The 19,211-nt window shown below is 61.4% G+C and carries 14 protein-coding genes; 7 read left to right on the top strand and 7 right to left on the bottom strand.

What is annotated here, in order from left to right; all coding sequences use genetic code 11:
- Positions 1-33: 33 nt before the first annotated feature.
- Positions 34-1,953, bottom strand: a complete 1,920-nt coding sequence (locus FIV35_RS19715; protein WP_034137401.1) for an ATP-binding cassette domain-containing protein — start codon at positions 1,951-1,953, stop codon at positions 34-36.
- Between the two features lie 213 nt (positions 1,954-2,166).
- Between FIV35_RS19715 and FIV35_RS19720 the strand changes: the two genes are divergently transcribed.
- Positions 2,167-4,095 (top strand): transglycosylase SLT domain-containing protein, encoded by a 1,929-nt coding sequence (locus FIV35_RS19720; protein WP_034096469.1) that lies wholly within the window; start codon positions 2,167-2,169, stop codon positions 4,093-4,095.
- Positions 4,096-4,215: 120 nt separating this feature from the next.
- Here FIV35_RS19720 and FIV35_RS19725 read toward each other — a convergent pair whose 3' ends face one another.
- Positions 4,216-5,994 (bottom strand): ABC transporter transmembrane domain-containing protein, encoded by a 1,779-nt coding sequence (locus FIV35_RS19725; RefSeq protein WP_162276700.1) that lies wholly within the window; start codon positions 5,992-5,994, stop codon positions 4,216-4,218.
- Positions 5,995-6,231: 237 nt separating this feature from the next.
- Here FIV35_RS19725 and FIV35_RS29655 point away from each other — a divergent pair, with 237 nt between their 5' ends.
- Positions 6,232-6,405, top strand: coding sequence for a PA1571 family protein (locus FIV35_RS29655; protein ID WP_034096467.1), 174 nt, complete (start codon positions 6,232-6,234; stop codon positions 6,403-6,405).
- A gap of 58 nt (positions 6,406-6,463) precedes the next feature.
- Here FIV35_RS29655 and pdxB read toward each other — a convergent pair whose 3' ends face one another.
- Positions 6,464-7,606, bottom strand: a complete 1,143-nt coding sequence (gene pdxB / locus FIV35_RS19730; protein WP_034137399.1) for a 4-phosphoerythronate dehydrogenase PdxB — start codon at positions 7,604-7,606, stop codon at positions 6,464-6,466.
- 140 nt (positions 7,607-7,746) lie between these two features.
- On the opposite strand from pdxB, the gene FIV35_RS19735 reads away from it, so the two are divergent.
- The gene (locus FIV35_RS19735) at positions 7,747-9,141 is read left to right on the top strand and encodes an MATE family efflux transporter (RefSeq protein WP_034096465.1); all 1,395 of its coding nucleotides are present in this window, start codon (positions 7,747-7,749) and stop codon (positions 9,139-9,141) included.
- Here the strand turns inward: FIV35_RS19735 and tusA are convergent.
- Complete coding sequence (gene tusA / locus FIV35_RS19740) at positions 9,138-9,383, bottom strand: sulfurtransferase TusA (RefSeq protein ID WP_034096464.1); 246 nt, start codon at positions 9,381-9,383, stop codon at positions 9,138-9,140. The genes FIV35_RS19735 and tusA overlap by 4 nt on opposite strands.
- Positions 9,384-9,516: 133 nt before the next feature.
- The gene (rlmM, locus tag FIV35_RS19745; RefSeq protein WP_083377900.1) at positions 9,517-10,593 is read right to left on the bottom strand and encodes a 23S rRNA (cytidine(2498)-2'-O)-methyltransferase RlmM; all 1,077 of its coding nucleotides are present in this window, start codon (positions 10,591-10,593) and stop codon (positions 9,517-9,519) included.
- A 196-nt stretch (positions 10,594-10,789) separates the two neighbouring features.
- Between rlmM and acnA the strand changes: the two genes are divergently transcribed.
- A complete protein-coding gene (gene acnA / locus FIV35_RS19750) occupies positions 10,790-13,531 on the top strand; it encodes an aconitate hydratase AcnA (protein WP_034137397.1) in 2,742 nt (913 codons plus the stop codon).
- A gap of 127 nt (positions 13,532-13,658) precedes the next feature.
- Here acnA and FIV35_RS19755 read toward each other — a convergent pair whose 3' ends face one another.
- Both FIV35_RS19755 and cysK read right to left on the bottom strand, forming a co-directional pair.
- Positions 13,659-14,597, bottom strand: coding sequence for an aspartyl/asparaginyl beta-hydroxylase domain-containing protein (locus FIV35_RS19755; protein ID WP_034137396.1), 939 nt, complete (start codon positions 14,595-14,597; stop codon positions 13,659-13,661).
- Between the two features lie 127 nt (positions 14,598-14,724).
- Positions 14,725-15,699, bottom strand: coding sequence for a cysteine synthase A (cysK, locus tag FIV35_RS19760; RefSeq protein ID WP_034096460.1), 975 nt, complete (start codon positions 15,697-15,699; stop codon positions 14,725-14,727).
- Between the two features lie 126 nt (positions 15,700-15,825).
- Between cysK and FIV35_RS19765 the strand changes: the two genes are divergently transcribed.
- The 3 genes from FIV35_RS19765 to FIV35_RS19775 all read left to right on the top strand — a co-directional run bounded on the left by FIV35_RS19765 (position 15,826) and on the right by FIV35_RS19775 (position 19,032).
- Positions 15,826-16,902: a DUF748 domain-containing protein gene (locus tag FIV35_RS19765; RefSeq protein WP_034137395.1), complete on the top strand. Its 1,077-nt coding sequence runs from the start codon at positions 15,826-15,828 to the stop codon at positions 16,900-16,902.
- 106 nt (positions 16,903-17,008) lie between these two features.
- A complete protein-coding gene (locus FIV35_RS19770; RefSeq protein ID WP_003210690.1) occupies positions 17,009-17,854 on the top strand; it encodes an AAA family ATPase in 846 nt (281 codons plus the stop codon).
- On the top strand, positions 17,854-19,032 hold the full coding sequence (locus tag FIV35_RS19775; RefSeq protein WP_034096457.1) for a vWA domain-containing protein: 1,179 nt from the start codon (positions 17,854-17,856) through the stop codon (positions 19,030-19,032). Before FIV35_RS19770 ends, FIV35_RS19775 begins: the two co-directional genes overlap by 1 nt.
- Positions 19,033-19,211 lie beyond the last annotated feature (179 nt).

Consider the following 19,211-nt stretch of genomic DNA (forward strand, 5'->3'; position numbering starts at 1 on the left):
AGGGCGCCGGGCTTTTTACTGCACCAAGGTCACTCAGGCATCCAGCTCGGCCCAACGTTCGAGCAACGTTTCCAGCTCCTCATTCAACGTCTCCAGAGAAGCAATGACCTTGGCGGTTTCTGCCGCAGGACGCAGGTAGAAACCTGCGTCAGCCATTTGCGCCTCTACTGCAGCGATCTGCTGCTCCTTGGCCTCGATATCCCCCGGCAAGGCTTCCAACTCGCGCTGCAATTTGTAGCTGAGCTTTTTCTTGGCCGCTGGTGCGGCTTCCTGCGCGGGTGCTGGCGCGGCCACCGGCGTAACCACCGCCGAGTTCAAGTCGGCCTTGCCGGATTTGCTTTCGGTCACGCCCAGCAGACGCGGCGAGCCGCCCTGGCGTAGCCAGTCCTGATAGCCACCGACATATTCGCGCACCTTGCCTTCGCCTTCGAAGACCAGGGTACTGGTCACCACGTTGTCGAGGAATGCCCGGTCGTGGCTGACCATCAGCACGGTGCCGTTGAAGGTCAGCAGCACCTCCTCCAGCAGTTCGAGGGTTTCCACGTCCAGGTCGTTGGTCGGTTCGTCGAGCACCAGCAGGTTCGCCGGTTTGCTGAACAATTTGGCCAGCAGCAGACGCGCACGCTCACCACCGGACAAGGCTTTTACCGGCGTACGCGCACGCTGCGGGCTGAACAGGAAATCGCCGAGGTAGCTGAGTACGTGGCGGCTCTGGCCGTCGATATCGATAAAGTCACGGCCTTCGGCCACGTTATCGATCACGGTCTTTTCCAGGTCCAGCTGGTGGCGCAGTTGGTCGAAATAAGCCACATCGATACGCGTGCCTTCGGCCACAGTACCGCTGGTCGGTTGCAGACCGCTGAGCATCAGCTTGAGCAGCGTGGTTTTGCCGGTACCGTTGGCGCCGAGCAGGCCGATCCGGTCGCCGCGCTGCAGGACCATGGAGAAGTCCTTGATCAGGAACGGGCCGTCCGGGTGATGGAAGCTGACGTTCTCCAGCACCATCACTTGCTTGCCCGACTTGTCGGCGGTATCCAGCTGGATATTGGCTTTGCCGGTGCGCTCGCGACGTTCGCTGCGCTCCACGCGCAAGGCTTTCAGCGCCCGTACGCGACCTTCGTTACGGGTGCGACGCGCCTTGATGCCCTGGCGGATCCAGACTTCTTCCTGAGCCAGTTTCTTGTCGAACAAGGCGTTGGCGGTTTCTTCGGCGGCCAGTGCGGCTTCCTTGTGTACCAGGAAGCTGGCGTAGTCGCCGTTCCAGTCGATCAGGCCACCACGGTCCAGTTCGAGGATGCGGGTTGCCAGGTTTTGCAGGAAAGAACGGTCGTGGGTGATAAACAGCACGGCGCCCTGGAAATCCTTCAGGGCCTCTTCCAACCAGGCAATGGCGCCGATGTCCAAGTGGTTGGTCGGTTCGTCGAGCAGCAGCAGGTCCGGTTCGGACACCAGCGCCTGGGCCAGCAACACCCGGCGACGCCAGCCGCCGGATAATTCGGCGAGGGTCTTGTCGGCCGGCAGTTGCAGGCGGCTCAGGGTGCTGTCCACCAGCTGCTGCAAGCGCCAGCCATCACGGGCTTCGAGCTCTTGCTGGACGTGCATCAGCTTGTCCAGGTCTTCCTCGGTGACGCAGTTCTGCGCCAGATGATGGTACTCGGCGAGCAGTGCGCCGACGCCGTCCAGGCCTTCGGCAACCACGTCGAACACTGTCCGTCCGTCGGCCACCGGCAATTCCTGGGGCAATTCGCCGATCTTCAGGCCCGGGGCGCGCCAGACGGAGCCATCGTCGGGCTTCTGATCGCCTTTGACCAGCTTCATCATGCTGGACTTGCCGGTGCCGTTGCGGCCGATGATGCACACCCGCTCACCACGGGCGATCTGCCAGGACACCTTGTCCAACAACGGCATAGCGCCGAAAGCAAGGGACACATCGCTGAATTTGAGCAGGGTCATACGCTTCTCCAAAAACTGGGCGCGCATTCTACCTGAGTTGAGGGTGGGATGCGGCTGGCATTTTCGTTGTTGACACGTTCTGTAGGACATTTGCAGCGAACTTGCAGGAACCATCCTGCAAAGCTTTCACGGGCCGCTGGCAAAAGGCTAAGCTAGGGGCAATCAGCGTCGGCGGTGCCGGTGCTAGTCGTGATTTCTCTGCACGGACGTCTCATGCGCAGTCGCCTTTTCAACTTTTTATCCTGTCTGCTTCTTTCCGCCACCGCCGTTCAATCCGCCCAGGCTGTGGACCTCACCACTCAACGTCAATATTACGATGAGGCCAAGCGCGCCCTGGCCAAGGGCGATACCGGCCCGTACATGCAATACAGCCAGGCCCTGGCCGATTATCCACTGACGCCGTACCTGGCCTACGACGAGCTGACCGCACGCCTGAAGAGCGCCAGCAACGAAGAAATCGAACAATTCCTCGCCAAGAACGGCGACCTGCCCCAGGCCAACTGGATGAAGCTGCGCTGGTTGCGCTGGCTGGCCGAGCGTGGTGACTGGCAGACCTTTGAAAAGTACTACGACCCCAAGCTCAATTTCGTCGAGCTGGACTGCCTGCACGGCCAATACCAACTCACTCACAACCTGAAAGCGGAAGGCTACAAAACCGCCGAAAAACTCTGGATGACCGGCAAATCCCAACCGGCCGCCTGTGATGTGACTTTTGGCCAGTGGGCCGCCGACGGCCAACTCACCGAACAGAAAATCTGGGACCGCGCCAAGCTCGCCGCCGAAGCGCGCAATTACGCGCTGGCCAACAGCCTGGTAAAAACCCTGCCGACCCTGGGCGCCCAAGGCCGTTTGATGGTGGACGTGGCACAGAAGCCCGACATGCTCAGTGACCCGTCGCGCTTCCTGCCGGCCACCGAGGCGATGTCCGACGCCGTGGGCTTGGGCCTGCGTCGCCTGGCCCGCCAGGACCCGGACAAGGCCATGGCGCTGCTCGATGGCTATGCCAGCAGCATGCACTTCTCCCGTGACGAAAAAGTGGCGATCGCCCGCGAAATAGGCCTGACCCTGGCCAAACGCTTCGACCCGCGCGCCCTTGAGGTGATGACCAAATACGACCCGGAACTGCGCGACAATACGGTCTCCGAATGGCGCCTGCGCCTACTGTTGCGCCTGGCGCGCTGGGAAGATGCCTACCAGCTGACCCGCAAACTCCCGCAGGACCTGGCCACCAGCAACCGCTGGCGCTACTGGCAGGCCCGCAGCCTGGAATTGGCCGAGCCGAAAAACCCGCAAGCGTTGGTGCTGTACAAAAACCTCGCCCAGGAACGGGACTTTTATGGCTTCCTGGCCGCCGACCGTTCCAAAGCGCCTTATCAATTGAAAAACAAGCCGCTGCTGATGAGCCAGGCGCTGGTCAACAAGGTGCGCAATACGCCTGGCGTGCGCCGTGCCCTGGAGTTCTACGCGCGCGGGCAAATCGTCGACGGCCGCCGCGAGTGGTATCACGTCAGCCGTCACTTCAACCGTGACGAGATGGTCGCCCAAGCCAAACTGGCCTACGACATGAAATGGTACTTCCCGGCCATCCGCACCATCAGCCAAGCCCAGTACTGGGATGACTTAGATATTCGTTTCCCGATGGCCCACCGCGACACCCTGGTGCGCGAAGCCAAGGTACGCGGGCTGCATTCAAGCTGGGTATTCGCCATTACCCGCCAGGAAAGCGCCTTTATGGACGACGCCCGCTCCGGCGTCGGTGCCAGCGGCCTGATGCAACTGATGCCCGGCACCGCCAAGGACACCGCGCGCAAATTCAGCATTCCGCTGGCCTCCCCGTCTCAGGTGCTGGACCCGGACAAGAATATCCAACTGGGCGCCGCTTACCTGAGCCAAGTGCACAGCCAGTTCAACGGCAACCGCGTGCTCGCCTCCGCCGCCTACAACGCCGGCCCCGGCCGCGTACGCCAGTGGCTGCGCGGGGCCGACCACTTGAGCTTCGACGTGTGGGTGGAAAGCATCCCGTTCGACGAAACCCGACAATACGTACAGAACGTGCTGTCTTATTCGGTGATCTACGGGCAGAAGCTCAACTCGCCACAGCCATTGGTGGATTGGCATGAGCGGTATTTTGATGATCAGTGAACGCTGAAGCAGTTACCCGCTCAAGCGTGAAGATAAGTGCCCGTATTGGAAGATACGGGCATTTTTTATGGAGTGTGGATTCCACCTGTGGAATGGGAGCTGATCACCGCTAACAATCGCCTAGCTGGCCGATTCTTCCCCATCGCTGAACTGCAACGCCGCCAACCGCGCATACAGCGGGTTACTCGCGATCAACTGCTGATGGGTGCCCACCGCCATCAGTTTTCCTTGATCCATCACGGCAATTCGATCGGCGTTCTTCACCGTGGCCAGCCGGTGGGCGATGACCAGGGTAGTGCGCCCTTGCATAAGTTGCGGCAGGGCCTGTTGGATCAGGTGTTCGCTCTGGGCATCGAGGGCGCTGGTGGCTTCGTCCAGCAGCAGGATCGGCGCGTCCACCAAGAGCGCGCGGGCGATGGCCAGGCGTTGGCGTTGGCCGCCGGAAAGGCCCTGACCGCCATCACCGAGGTGCGTCTGGTACCCGTCGGGCATTTGCAGAATGAAGTCGTGGGCGTGGGCAATGCGCGCAGCGGCTTCGACTTGCTCGCGTGTGGCATTCGGGTTGCCGTAGCGGATGTTCTCTTCGACACTGCCGAAAAACAGCGCGGGGCTCTGGGACACCAGGGCGAAGTGGCGGCGCAGGTCCATGGGGTCGAGGGCGGTCAGCGGCTGGCCTTCGAGCAGGATGCGGCCTTGCTGGGGATCGTAGAAGCGCAACAATAGATCGAAAATCGTCGACTTGCCCGCGCCGGACGGCCCGACCAGTGCCAAGGTCTCGCCAGGATTGATCGTCAGCGTCAGGCCATCGATGGCGTAGCTGTCCGGCCGCGACGGGTAGGAAAAACGCAGATCTTGCAGTTCCATGCGGCCGCTGCCCCGCTCGGGCAGCGGCACGCTGCCAGCAGCCGGCGCTTGGATCTGGTTGGTCGACTGCAACAACTCGGCGATGCGCTCCGCCGCACCGGCGGCGCGCTGCAGTTCGCCGAGCACCTCGCTCAGCGTGCCGACGGCGCTGCCGACGATCAGGCTGTAGAACACGAATGCCGCCAGCTCACCACCGGAAATGCGCCCGTTGATCACGTCCATGCCGCCCACCCACAGCATCACCCCCACCGCGCCGAGCACCAGCATGATCACCAGGGTAATCAGCCAGGCTCGCTGGGCGATGCGTTTACGCGCAGTACTGAACGCCTGTTCGACGGTGACGGCAAAGCGCTGCTCGTCCTGCACTTGATGGTTGTAGGCCTGCACGGTCTTGATCTGGCCAAGGGTCTCGGCCACATAGCTGCCCACATCGGCAATGCGGTCCTGGCTCTGGCGCGACAAACTGCGCACCCGACGGCCAAAGATCAGAATCGGCGACAACACCAGCGGCAGCGCCACCACCACGATGCTGGTGAGTTTGGGGTTAGTGACAAACAACAGCACGATGCCGCCGATCACCATCAACCCATTGCGCAGGAACAGCGACAGCGATGAACCGATCACCGACTGCAACAGGGTGGTGTCGGTGGTCAGGCGCGACTGGATTTCCGAGCTGCGGTTGTTTTCATAGAACCCAGGGTGCAGATAGATCAAGTGGTTGAACACCTGCCGCCGGATATCCGCCACCACCCGCTCGCCGATCCACGACACCAGGTAGAAGCGCGCAAAGGTGCCGACCGCCAGGCCCAGCACCAACACCATAAACAGGCCGATGGACTGGTTGAGCAGGTGCGGCGACTGGGTCATGAAGCCTTGATCCACCAGCAGGCGAATGCCCTGCCCCATAGACAAGGTGATGCCGGCGGTGACGATCAGCGCCACCAGGGCACCCAGCGCCTGCCAACGGTAGGGCGCGATGAAGCGGCTGGCCAGGCGAATCGCACGGCGTTGACGGACTGAGAGCATGGAAGGCATCACCGGTAAGGAATCTGTAGTTCAACATTGGGGGAACTTGGGCAAATAACAATGAGTCCAGTTAATTATGCCCGTCGATGCTGGCCACTAGAGGCTATCGGTCTAACGCCCGGCTGGAAATCCTTGGCGGTTTCTGTTGGAGTGGACGTTCGAACCGGTGATCTTGTAAGGAGTTGTAATAGCTCGGTCACGCGGGGGATTTAGAGTAGGTACACAACCTGATGAGGAGACAGGCCCATGACCTTGCAACACAGCAGCGATGCCAAAATCGAAGTAATCCGCCAGCCGCAGCAGCTGCCGTGCTGGTATGTCGATGCCGATGGCAACGATGTGCAGATTACCGAAGAGATGATCCAGCAAGCCTGCAGCGCGCTGGAACAGCGACTGGTCAAGCCTGCCAAGCAAGGCTGAAGCGCCCACGCTCTTTCAAACCCGGCCCCGGTGGCCGGGTTTTTTATGCGTGGTGTTCCTACAAGGCTTCGGCACCGAGGGCAGTGACCAACTTGGCGAGAGCCGCCGACTCCCCGTTGATCCGCACTTTCAAACCCTCGATCTCGCGGCGCTCCGGGTAGTGCTTGCGCAGCCGGTCAAAGGCCAGGCGTTGCTCTTGCACGGTGCCGACCAGGCTGCGGCGAAAATCCGCATCGTCACGGCGCGGGTCGTACACGCTGCGGCACACAGTCGCCAGCGCCCAGGCCGGGTCCGTCGCGGCGTTCAAATGCACTTCGGCCAACCACGGCGGCGGCAGCAGATCACTCAGCTGGATACTCGGCACCTGCCCCAGATAGGTGCAAAACGCTTGATAGATCTGCGCCGTGCCGCGCTGTTTGCCGTCCAGGCTGTAACCGGCGATATGCGGCGTGGCCAGCACGCATAGATCGGCCAGTGCCACATCGACCTCAGGCTCGCCCTCCCACACATCGAGCACGGCTTGCAGATCTTCGCGTTCCAGCAGCACCTCGCGCAGCGCGGCGTTATCCACCACCGGACCGCGGCTGGCATTGATCAGCCACGCGCCGTGCTTGAGCTGGCTAAGGCGCTGACGGTCGAACAAGTGCCAGGTCGCGGCATTGCCGGACTTGATCAACGGCGTGTGCAGGCTGATCACGTCGCACTGCTCGATGATCTGCCCGAGGCTGACGTAATCCCCGTCTTCGGCGACCTGGCGCGGCGGGTCGCACACCAGCACGTTCCAGCCCAGGCCCTTGAGCACCTGAACCAACCGCCCGCCCACTTCACCGGCGCCGACCACGCCATAGGTGCGCCGGGTGAGGTCCACCCCTTCGATCTCGGCCAGGGTCTGCAGGCTACCCAGCACATAGTCCACCACGCCGCGGGCGTTGCAACCGGGGGCGCTGGCCCACTGGATACCGGCCTGCTTGAAGTAATCCAGGTCCAAATGGTCGGTGCCGATGGTGCAGGTGCCGACAAAACGCACCGACGAGCCCTCAAGCAAGGCGCGGTTGACGTTGGTCACCGAGCGCACCAACAGCACGTCGGCCTGCTCGACGGTCGCACGGTCGATGGAACGGCCCGGCACTCGGCGAATCTCGCCGAACCCTTGGAAGAACGCGTCGAGCAGCGGGATATTTTCGTCGGCAACAATCAACATGGCAGGCTCCTTTGGCGGACAGGCAGTGTACAGGGATCGCGGGCCTCGCTTACAAATCCCTAACACAGCTTTTTTCCTGACCATTGCGTCAAGGCGTAGAATCCGCCGTCCTTGCGCACCTTTCGACTGGACACCCGTACGTGAACACTGCCACCGCTCCCCTCACCCGCCCCGCCCGCATCAGCCGGGAGGTGCGGGATCTGTTGACGCTCGCGCTGCCGATCATGATCGGCCAACTGGCGACCACCGCCATGAGCTTTGTCGACGCGGTGATGGCTGGGCGCGTCAGCCCCCAGGATCTGGCGGCGGTGGGCCTGGGTAATTCGATCTGGATCCCGGTGTACCTGCTGATGACCGGCACACTGCTGGCCACCACGCCGAAAGTCGCCCAGCGTTACGGCGCCGGTCAGTTCAGCGAGATCGGGCCGTTGGTCCGTCAGTCATTGTGGTTGGCGGTGGTCGTCGGGGCCATCGGCGCATTATTGCTGCTGTGCGCCGAACCGATTTTGCATGCCATGAAGGTGGAACCCGACCTGATCGCGCCATCCATGGGTTACCTGCACGGCATCGCCGCGGGCATGCCGGCGGTGGCGTTGTATTACGTGTTGCGCTGTTTCAGCGACGGCCTGGGCCGCACCCGGCCAAGCATGGTTATGGGCCTGATCGGCCTGGCGCTGAATATTCCGCTGAACTACATCTTCATCTACGGCCATTTTGGCGTGCCGGCCATGGGCGGCGTAGGCTGCGGCTGGGCCACGGCCATTGCGATGTGGGTGATGATGCTCGGCCTGGCCGGCTGGACGCGCTGGGGCGCCGCCTACCAGAGCAGCGAGTTGTTCAAACGCTTCGATTGGCCGCAATGGGCAGTGATCAAACGCGTGCTGGGCATTGGCTTGCCGATTGGCGTGGCGATCTTTGCCGAATCGAGCATCTTCGCGGTAATCGCCCTGCTGCTCGGCAGCCTGGGCGCCACGGTGGTGTCGGGGCATCAGATCGCGCTGAACGTCAGTTCCCTGGTATTTATGATCCCCTACTCCCTGAGCATGGCGGTCACCGTGCGCGTCGGCCAGGCCCTGGGGCGTGGCGAGCCGCGTGAAGCGCGCTTCGCCGCCGGGGTCGGCATGGGCACGGCGCTGGCGTATGCGTGCCTGTCCTGCAGTTTGATGCTGCTGTTTCGCGAACAGATCGCAAGCATTTACACCCCAGACCCGGTGGTGATCCATCTGGCGTCCACCTTGATCGTGTTCTCGGCGCTGTTCCAGTTCTCAGACTCGATCCAAGTCACCGCCGCCGGTGCGCTGCGCGGCTACCAAGACACGCGGGTGACCATGGTGCTGACCCTGTTTGCCTATTGGGGCGTGGGATTGCCGGTGGGCTATGCCCTGGGGCTGACCCACTGGCTCGGCGAACCCAGCGGCCCGAGCGGCTTGTGGCAAGGGTTGATCGTGGGTCTGAGTTGTGCGGCGGGGATGTTGCTGATACGCCTGGCGCGTAGCGCGCGCCGGCGCATTCGGGCCGACAAGGCACGGGGTTAATCGGCTTTTTTGCGAATCCAGTACAGGTAGGTGCCGGCCTGCTCCTGCTGCTCCACCAGTTCGTGGTCCAGAAACACACAGAACTTGGGGATATCGCGACGGGTCGACGGGTCGGTCGCAATCACCTTGAGCAAGCCGCCCGCCGGCAAGTCGCGGATGTGCTGGTGCAGCATCATCACTGGTTCCGGGCAGTTGAGGCCGGTGGCGTCGAGGGTGGCGTCGACGGGCAATTCAAGACTCATATTTCACTCCTAAAACCAGCTCGATTTCCTGTGGGAGCGAGCTTGCTCGCGATGACGCGGGCACATTCAACATAAATTTCGACAGTTATACCGCTTTCGCGGGCCGGCCCGCTCCCACATTTTGAGCGCTGGATCAGCGGGCCTTGGGTTTCTTTACGCTTTCCAGCCGACGCAGGTGGCAGGTCACCTCTTCACGGTCGTGGTACAGCTGCTTACAGCCGATTTCCACACGAACGCCACGCGTCTTGAAGCCTTCCTCGATGCGCTCCAGCAAGCGCTTGACCTCGGCATAGCGCTGTTTCATCGGCAACTTGAGGTTGACCACCGCTTCGCGGCAATGCCCTTCGCCGATCCAGGTTTCCAACAGCGCCGCATTACGCGCGGGTTTCTCGACGATGTCGCAGACCATCCAGTCCACCGGCTGCTTGGGCACGAAAGTGAAACCGTCGGCCATCAGGTGCTGCACCAAGCCGGTGTCCATCAAGCTCTCGGCCATGGGGCCGTTGTCGATGGCGGTCACCAGCATGCCACGGTTGACCAACTGCCAGGTCCAGCCACCCGGCGCGGCACCAAGGTCGACGCCGGTCATGTCGCCATGCAGGCGCTCGTCCCACTGGTCGCGGGGGATAAAGTGGTGCCAGGCCTCTTCCAGCTTCAAGGTTGAGCGGCTGGGGGCTTCGCGGGGGAATTTCAGACGGGGGATGCCCATGGGCCACATCGCCGAGTTGTTCGACTCGGCCAGGCCCATAAACACTTCGCGGCCGCTCTTGAAGGTCAACAGCAGGCGCGGTTTGCTCGGGTCATCCACCAGCCGGCCGGCATTGAGCAGGGCTTTGCGCAGGTGTACTTCGAATTTCTTGCAGAAGTTCGACAGCTCTTTGCCGTCGTTGGTGTCGACCATTTCCAGCCACAGGCTGCCGCACACCGGAAATTCGCGCAGGTGGGCAAGGATCACACTGATGCGGTCGGTTTCCGGCAAGTCGATAAACACTCCACGCGCCCATTGCCGCGGGAAGATCAGCTCGGCAAAGCGCTGGCCGTGCATCAAGCGCTGGGCGCCGTCTTCTTCGGTGCAGACAAATTCGGCGCAGGCGCTGCCGGTCTTGGCCTTGGCGTAGCCGGACACGTTCAGGCGCGCGGCGTGTTCCGCGATCTCGGAACAGACTTCGCCTTCAAACCCTGGGCGGCAGTGCATAAAAAGGATGTTCATCAACTCTCCTGGCGACTCGACGGACCTTGCGCTATCGCAATGTCTGTCATGAAAACGCGCGCATGATAGCCGAGTTCGGAACCTTGGACTTCACCATAGAGTCCAGTTATTAGCCTGCTAATGAAAACAGCGCTAGCTTTAAAGCTCTGTTCGTCCCGTCAGGTCCGTAGCCGTGCGGACCATAAGGAGTCGTGTCATGTCATCGCTTGATAGTCTGAGAACCCTTAAGACCCTTGAAATAGACAGCAAGACCTACCACTACTTCAGCCTGCCGGAAGCCGCCAAGAGCCTGGGTGACCTGGATAAGCTGCCGATGTCGCTCAAAGTGCTGCTGGAGAACCTGCTGCGCTGGGAAGACAACAAAACGGTCACCGGCGCCGACCTCAAGGCCATCGCCGCCTGGCTCAAAGAGCGCCAGTCCGACCGCGAGATCCAGTACCGCCCCGCCCGCGTGCTGATGCAAGACTTTACCGGCGTACCCGCCGTGGTCGACCTGGCCGCTATGCGCGCCGCCGTGGCCAAGGCCGGTGGCGACCCGCAACGCATCAACCCGCTCTCTCCCGTCGATTTGGTGATCGACCACTCGGTGATGGTCGACAAGTTCGGCAATGCCGACGCCTTCGAGCAGAACGTCGACATCGAAATGCAGCGCAACGGCGAACGCTATGCCTTCCTGCGTTGGGGCCAGAGCGCCTTCGACAACTTCAGCGTGGTGCCGCCGGGCACCGGTATTTGCCACCAGGTCAACCTCGAATACCTGGGCCGCACGGTCTGGACCAAAGACGAAGACGGCCGCACTTATGCGTTCCCCGACACCCTGGTGGGCACCGACTCCCACACCACCATGATCAACGGCCTGGGTGTGCTCGGCTGGGGCGTGGGTGGTATCGAAGCAGAGGCGGCGATGCTCGGCCAGCCGGTGTCGATGCTGATCCCCGAAGTGATCGGCTTCAAGCTCACCGGCAAACTCAAGGAAGGCATCACCGCCACCGACCTGGTGCTGACGGTGACCCAGATGCTGCGCAAGAAAGGCGTGGTGGGTAAGTTCGTCGAGTTCTATGGCGACGGCCTGGCCGACCTGCCCCTGGCGGACCGCGCCACCATCGCCAACATGGCCCCGGAATACGGCGCCACTTGCGGCTTTTTCCCGGTCGATGAAGTGACGCTGGACTACCTGCGCCTCTCGGGCCGTCCGACAGAAACCGTCAAACTGGTCGAGGCATACACCAAGGCCCAAGGCCTGTGGCGTCACGCGGGCCAGGAGCCGGTGTTCACCGACAGCCTGGCCCTGGAGATGGGCAGCGTCGAAGCCAGCCTGGCCGGGCCGAAGCGTCCCCAGGACCGGGTGGCGCTGCCGAATGTCGGCCAGGCATTCAGCGACTTTCTCGACCTGCAATTCAAACCCACCAATAAAGAAGAAGGTCGCCTGGAAAGCGAAGGCGGCGGCGGCGTCGCCGTGGGCAATGCCGACCTGGTGGGGGAAGCCGATTACGACTTTGACGGTCAGACCTATCGCCTGAAAAACGGCGCCGTGGTGATCGCCGCGATCACCTCCTGCACCAACACCTCTAACCCCAGCGTGATGATGGCCGCCGGCCTGGTGGCCAAGAAGGCCGTGGAAAAAGGCCTGACGCGCAAACCCTGGGTGAAAAGCTCCCTGGCGCCCGGCTCCAAAGTGGTCACCGACTACTACAAGGCCGCGGGGCTCACGCAATACCTGGACAAGCTCGGTTTCGATCTGGTGGGTTATGGCTGCACCACCTGCATCGGCAACTCCGGGCCCTTGCCCGAGCCGATCGAGAAAGCCATCCAGAAAGCCGACCTCACCGTGGCATCGGTTTTGTCCGGCAACCGCAACTTCGAAGGCCGCGTGCATCCGCTGGTGAAAACCAACTGGCTGGCATCGCCGCCCCTGGTGGTGGCCTACGCCCTGGCGGGCACCGTGCGCATCGATATCAGCAGCGAGCCGTTGGGTAACGACCAGCATGGCAACCCGGTATACCTCAAGGACATTTGGCCCAGCAGCCAGGAAATCGCCGACGCCGTGGCCCAGGTCAGCACTGGCATGTTCCACAAGGAGTACGCCGAAGTGTTTGCCGGGGATGAGCAATGGCAGGCCATTGAGGTGCCACAAGCCGCCACCTATGTGTGGCAGAAAGACTCGACCTACATCCAGCACCCGCCGTTCTTCGACGACATTGCCGGGCCGCTGCCGGTCATCAAGGACGTCAAAGGTGCGAACGTGCTGGCGTTGCTGGGGGATTCGGTGACCACCGACCACATCTCCCCCGCCGGTAATATCAAAGTCGACAGCCCCGCCGGCCGCTACCTGCGCGAACAGGGCGTGGAACCGCGCGACTTCAACTCCTACGGCTCACGTCGGGGCAACCATGAGGTGATGATGCGCGGCACCTTTGCCAATATCCGCATCCGCAACGAAATGCTCGGCGGCGAGGAAGGTGGCAATACGCTGTATATCCCCACTGGCGAGAAGATGGCGATCTACGACGCCGCGATGAAATACCAGGCTACAGGCACGCCGCTGGTGGTGATCGCCGGGCAGGAATACGGCACCGGCTCCAGCCGCGATTGGGCGGCCAAGGGCACCAATCTGCTGGGGGTCAAAGCGGTGATTGCCGAGAGTTTCGAGCGCATCCACCGCTCCAACCTGGTGGGTATGGGCGTGTTGCCGTTGCAGTTCAAGCTGGACCAGAACCGCAAGGCGCTCAAACTCACCGGTAAGGAGAAGATCGATATTCTGGGGCTGAGCGACGTGGAGATCGTGCCACGTATGAACCTGACGCTGGTGATTAGCCGGGAGGATGGCAGCACGGAGAAGGTCGAGGTGCTGTGCCGGATCGATACCTTGAATGAAGTGGAGTACTTCAAGTCGGGGGGAATTCTGCACTATGTGCTGCGGCAGCTGATTGCCTCTTAAGAACACAGGAGATCAAATGTGGGAGGGGGCCCCCGATGGCGGTATGTCAGTCAAAACATCCATGACCGATCCACCGCTATCGGGAGCAAGCCCCCTCCCACATTTTGACCGCGTTTAACGCTTCAGATCAGCCGAACAACCACTTCCACAGCAGTACCAAGACAACCACCGCCAGCACCGGCCGCGCAATGCGGTAGGCCTTGGGGTGTTTACGCTTCCACTGCTTGACCATGCCACTGAACTTATCGCTGAAACGCTTGCTCCAGGCATACGCCTGGTTGATCCCACCCACGCGCTCGTCGTCGAGGTTCTGCGGTGCGGTGGCGCGGCCCAGCTGTTTGCTGACCCAACGGTTGACGCGGGTCATCAGGCGGTTACTCAGCGGACGCTCGATGTCGCAGAACAGGATCACGCGGGTCTGCTCGGTTTCGTTCTTGACCCAATGCACATAGGTTTCGTCGAACATTACGTCTTCACCGTCGCGCCAGGCGTACACCTGGCCGTCGACGAAGATGCGGCAGTCGTCGGAATTGGGCGTGGACAAGCCCAAGTGATAGCGCAGGGAACCGGCGAACGGGTCGCGGTGCGGGTTAAGGTGGCTGCCGCCCGGCAATAGCGCGAACATCGCGCCCTTGACGTTGGGGATGCTACTCACCAGCGCCACGGTCTTCGGGCACAGCGCCTCGGCCGACGGCAGGGGCTTGTCGTACCACTTGAGATAGAAACGCTTCCAGCCCTTTTTGAAGAACGAACCGAAACCGGCGTCGTTGTTCTTTTCGGCGGCGCGGATGTAACCCTCGTCGAACAGGTGCATGGCCTCTTCGCGGATCACTTCCCAGTTGTCCTTGAGCACATCCAGCTCCGGGAATTTGCTGCGGTCCAGGTACGGCTTGGACGGCACCGCCGAAAACAGGTACATCAAGGCGTTATACGGGGCGAACAGCGCCGAATGGTTGACGAACTGGCGCAACATCGGCAAACGCGCCTTACCGCGCAGGTGCACGTACAGCGTGCTGCCGATAAACAACAGCAGCACCGACAGTTTGGCGGTCAGAGAAAAGGTCATGCAGCAACTCCTGGAAATAAGCGTCTGGCCGACAGCACCCCGTTGGAGGGATGCCAGACGTAACAGCCGGCCATGATAAACAGTTGCGCCATTATGCAGAAGGCCCGCACCGACCAGCTGACCTGCATCAAGCCTGGTTTTCCTGCTCAGTGAACAGATCGCTGAACAGCATGCTCGACAGGTAACGCTCACCGGAATCCGGCAGCACCACCACGATAGTCTTGCCCTGCATCTCCGGTTTCTGTGCCAGGCGCACCGCCACCGCCATCGCGGCGCCGCAGGAAATCCCGCACAAGATCCCCTCTTCCTGCATCAAACGCAGGGCCATGGCCTTGGATTCCTCGTCGCTCACCAGTTCCACGCGGTCGACCATCGACAGGTCGAGGTTTTTCGGCACGAACCCGGCGCCGATCCCCTGGATCTTGTGCGGGCTGGGCTTGACCTCTTCACCGGCCAGGGTCTGGGTGATCACCGGCGAACCGATCGGCTCGACCGCAACCGACAGAATCGGCTTGCCTTGGATATTTTTGATATAGCGCGATACGCCGGTGATGGTGCCACCGGTGCCCACGCCCGCCACCAGCACATCCACGGCGCCGTCGGTGTCGTTCCAGATTTCCGGACCGGTGGTTTTTTCGTGGATGGCCGGGTTGGCCGGGTTTTCGAACTGGGCCGGCATAAAGTACTGGGCCGGGTCGCTGGCGACGATCTCGCCGGCCTTCTCGATCGCGCCTTTCATGCCTTTGGCCGGCTCGGTCAGTACCAGCTCGGCGCCGAGGGCCTTGAGCACCTTGCGCCGTTCCAGGCTCATGGAGGCCGGCATGGTCAGCAGCAACTTGTAGCCACGGGCGGCGGCGACGAACGCCAAGCCGATGCCGGTGTTGCCGGAGGTGGGTTCGACGATGGTCATGCCCGGCTTGAGTTTGCCGCTGCTTTCGGCGTCCCAGATCATGTTTGCACCGATGCGGCACTTCACCGAGTAACCGGGGTTGCGCCCTTCGATCTTGGCCAGAATGGTCACGCCGCGCGGAGCGATGCGGTTGATCTGAACCAAGGGCGTATTACCGATGGAGTGCGCGTTATCTGCAAAAATGCGGCTCATGGCGGGTCCTATTGGGCGATGTGCGAAAGGCTTCAAGGGTATGCCGGGTCGTACTAGGCGTCCAGTCGGAGGAACGTTGAGGCCGGCGCGACAGTCCATCTGCTTACGAGCTAGGAGAACTGCCCCATGAAACGTCGCTACAGTTGGCCGCTATGGACCGTCGCCGGGTTGGTGGTGGTGCTGATCGCCCTGAACATCGCCCTGCCCTACCTGGTGCGCAATTACCTGAATGACAAGCTGGCCAATATGGGCGACTACCGCGGCGAAATCGCCGACGTGGACCTGGCCCTGTGGCGCGGCGCCTACCGCATCAACGGCTTGCAGATCGTTAAGGTGGACGGCAAGGTGCCGGTGCCGTTCGTCAAGGCGCCACTGATCGAGTTCGCGGTGAGCTGGCATTCGCTGTGGTACGACCATGCGGTCGTCGCCGAAGGCCACTTTGTGCGGCCGGAAATCAATTTTGTCGACGGCGGCGCCAACAAGCAGGCGTCCCAGACCGGTAAGGGCACCGACTGGCGCGAGCAACTGGGCAAGTTGCTGCCGATCACCCTCAACGAGGTGCGCATCGAAGACGGCAAGATCGCGTTCCATAACTTCAATTCCAAACCGGCGGTGAACATCAACGCCACCGGCGTCAATGCCAGCTTCTATAACCTGACCAATGTGGTCGACACCGAAGGCAGGCGCGATGCGCGCTTCGACGGTAAAGCACTGCTGCTGGGCCAGGCCCCGCTTGAAGCCAGTGCCACCTTCGACCCCTTGAGCAATTTCGAAGACTTTGAATTCCGCTTCCGCGCCCGCGACTTGCAGCTCAAGCGCATGAACGACTTTGCCTCGGCCTACGGCAAGTTCGATTTCAAGGCCGGCACTGGCGACCTGGTCATTGAGGCCCAGGCTGAAAAGGGCCAACTGACCGGCTACATCAAGCCGTTGCTGCGGGATGTGGAAGTGTTCGACTGGCAGCAGGACGTGGAAAACAAAGACAAGAACATCTTCCGCTCAATCTGGGAGGCCGTGGTGGGCGCCAGCGAGACCGTGCTGAAGAACCAGCGCAAAAACCAGTTCGCCACCCGCGTGGAACTGAGCGGCAGCGTGCATCAGCAGGATGTCAGCGCGTTCTGGGCCGTGGTGGCGATTTTGCGCAACGGCTTTATCCAGGCGTTCAACGCGCGCTATGAACAACCCAAGCCGAGCGCCGACTGAGCGCGCAGAGTGATCGGCCATTCAGAGACTGAATAACCCGTCTGCGTTCACAGTCGCCGGGGCCGCGCGGTATAGTCCGGGCATTGATGAATTCGAGGAAACACCGATGAAGTTCGAAGGCACCCAGGCCTACGTTGCCACCGATGACCTGAAACTGGCCGTCAACGCTGCCATCACCCTGGAGCGTCCGCTGCTGGTCAAGGGCGAGCCGGGCACCGGCAAGACCATGCTCGCCGAGCAACTGGCCGAATCCTTCGGCGCCAAGCTGATTACCTGGCACATCAAGTCCACCACCAAGGCCCACCAAGGCTTGTACGAGTACGACGCGGTCAGCCGCCTGCGCGACTCGCAGTTGGGCGTGGACAAGGTGCACGACGTGCGTAACTACCTGAAGAAAGGCAAGCTCTGGGAGGCGTTCGAGTCCGAGGAGCGCGTGATTCTGCTGATCGATGAAATCGACAAGGCCGACATCGAGTTCCCCAACGACCTGCTGCAAGAACTCGACAAGATGGAGTTCTACGTCTACGAAATCGACGAGACCATCAAGGCCAAAAAACGCCCGATCATCATCATTACCTCCAACAACGAAAAAGAACTGCCGGACGCGTTCCTGCGCCGCTGCTTCTTCCATTACATCGCCTTTCCGGATCGCACCACCCTGCAAAAGATCGTCGATGTGCACTACCCCGACATCAAGAAAGACCTGGTCAGCGAAGCGCTGGACGTGTTCTTCGACGTGCGCAAAGTCCCCGGCCTGAAGAAAAAACCCTCCACTTCCGAACTGGTGGACTGGCTCAAGCTGCTGATGGCCGACAACATCGGCGAGGCGGTGCTGCGCGAGCGTGATCCGACCAAGGCCATTCCGCCATTGGCCGGCGCCCTGGTGAAGAACGAGCAGGACGTGCAGTTGCTGGAGCGTCTGGCGTTCATGAGCCGTCGCGGTAATCGCTGATGTTGCTCAACCTGTTCAATGAAATGCGCGCAGCCAAGGTGCCGGTGTCGGTGCGCGAATTGCTCGACCTGATCAACGCGCTCAAACAACGCGTGACCTTCGCCGACATGGACGAGTTTTACTACTTGGCCCGGGCGATCCTGGTTAAGGACGAGCGGCATTTCGACAAGTTCGACCGGGCCTTCGGCGCGTATTTCAACGGCCTGGAAAAACTCGATGATCACCTACAGGCGCTGATCCCCGAAGACTGGCTGCGCAAGGAATTCGAGCGTTCGCTCAGCGATGAAGAGCGTGCGCAGATCCAGTCCCTGGGCGGCCTCGACAAGCTGATCGAGGAATTCAAGAAGCGCCTGGAAGAACAGAAAGAACGCCACGCGGGCGGCAACAAGTGGATCGGCACCGGCGGCACCAGCCCGTTTGGTTCCGGCGGCTATAACCCGGAAGGCATCCGCGTCGGCGACGCCGGCAAGCGCCAGGGCAAGGCCGTCAAAGTCTGGGACCAGCGCGAATACAAAAACCTCGACGACCAGGTGGAACTGGGCACGCGCAACATCAAAGTGGCCCTGCGCCGCCTGCGCAAATTCGCGCGCCAAGGGGCGGCGGAAGAGTTGGATATCGACGGCACCATCGACCACACCGCCCGCGATGCCGGCTTGCTGAACATTCAGATGCGCCCGGAACGGCGCAACACCATCAAGCTGCTATTGCTGTTCGATATCGGCGGCTCGATGGATGCCCATGTGAAGATCTGCGAAGAACTGTTCTCCGCGTGCAAGACCGAGTTCAAGCACCTGGAGTACTTCTACTTCCATAACTTCGTGTACGAATCGGTGTGGAAAAACAACCAGCGCCGCACCTCGGAACGCACCTCCACCCAGGACTTACTGCACAAGTACGGTGCCGACTACAAAGTGATTTTTATCGGCGACGCTTCGATGGCGCCGTACGAAATCACCCAGGCCGGCGGCAGCGTCGAGCACTGGAACGAAGAGCCCGGGTATGTGTGGATGCAGCGCTTCATGGCCAAGTACAAGAAGCTGATCTGGATAAACCCATACCCCAAGGACACTTGGGGGTTTACGGCGTCCACAGGGATTGTGCGGGAGTTGGTGGAAGACCAGATGTACCCCCTGACGCTGCGCGGGCTGGAAGAAGGCATGCGCTACCTGTCCAAATAACACCAGATCCAATGTGAAGGCTTGCCCCCTGGAGCAATCTGTCTGCCCCTCTGTCACTGACGCGCCGTCATCGGGGGCAAGCCCCCTCCCACAGTTTGGAAGCGGCGCAATTGCTTTCTCCAAGTAATACTGACATCCAATGTGGGTGGGGCTTGCCCCCTTTAGCAGTCTGCCTGCCC

The organism is Pseudomonas rhodesiae (assembly GCF_007858255.1).
GTDB classification, from domain to species: Bacteria; Pseudomonadota; Gammaproteobacteria; order Pseudomonadales; family Pseudomonadaceae; genus Aquipseudomonas; species Aquipseudomonas rhodesiae.

Bases quoted from the DNA above. Each gene is read 5' to 3' on its own strand.
- tusA (WP_034096464.1), bottom strand. From the start codon at position 9,383: ATGAGTCTTGAATTGCCCGTCGACGCCACCCTCGACGCCACCGGCCTC.
- pdxB (WP_034137399.1), bottom strand. From the start codon at position 7,606: ATGTTGATTGTTGCCGACGAAAATATCCCGCTGCTCGACGCGTTCTTC.
- FIV35_RS19725 (WP_162276700.1), bottom strand. From the start codon at position 5,994: ATGCCTTCCATGCTCTCAGTCCGTCAACGCCGTGCGATTCGCCTGGCC.
- FIV35_RS19755 (WP_034137396.1), bottom strand. From the start codon at position 14,597: ATGACCTTTTCTCTGACCGCCAAACTGTCGGTGCTGCTGTTGTTTATC.
- FIV35_RS19720 (WP_034096469.1), top strand. From the start codon at position 2,167: ATGCGCAGTCGCCTTTTCAACTTTTTATCCTGTCTGCTTCTTTCCGCC.
- rlmM (WP_083377900.1), bottom strand. From the start codon at position 10,593: ATGAACATCCTTTTTATGCACTGCCGCCCAGGGTTTGAAGGCGAAGTC.
- FIV35_RS19765 (WP_034137395.1), top strand. From the start codon at position 15,826: ATGAAACGTCGCTACAGTTGGCCGCTATGGACCGTCGCCGGGTTGGTG.
- acnA (WP_034137397.1), top strand. From the start codon at position 10,790: ATGTCATCGCTTGATAGTCTGAGAACCCTTAAGACCCTTGAAATAGAC.
- cysK (WP_034096460.1), bottom strand. From the start codon at position 15,699: ATGAGCCGCATTTTTGCAGATAACGCGCACTCCATCGGTAATACGCCC.
- FIV35_RS19715 (WP_034137401.1), bottom strand. From the start codon at position 1,953: ATGACCCTGCTCAAATTCAGCGATGTGTCCCTTGCTTTCGGCGCTATG.
- FIV35_RS19770 (WP_003210690.1), top strand. From the start codon at position 17,009: ATGAAGTTCGAAGGCACCCAGGCCTACGTTGCCACCGATGACCTGAAA.
- FIV35_RS29655 (WP_034096467.1), top strand. From the start codon at position 6,232: ATGACCTTGCAACACAGCAGCGATGCCAAAATCGAAGTAATCCGCCAG.
- FIV35_RS19775 (WP_034096457.1), top strand. From the start codon at position 17,854: ATGTTGCTCAACCTGTTCAATGAAATGCGCGCAGCCAAGGTGCCGGTG.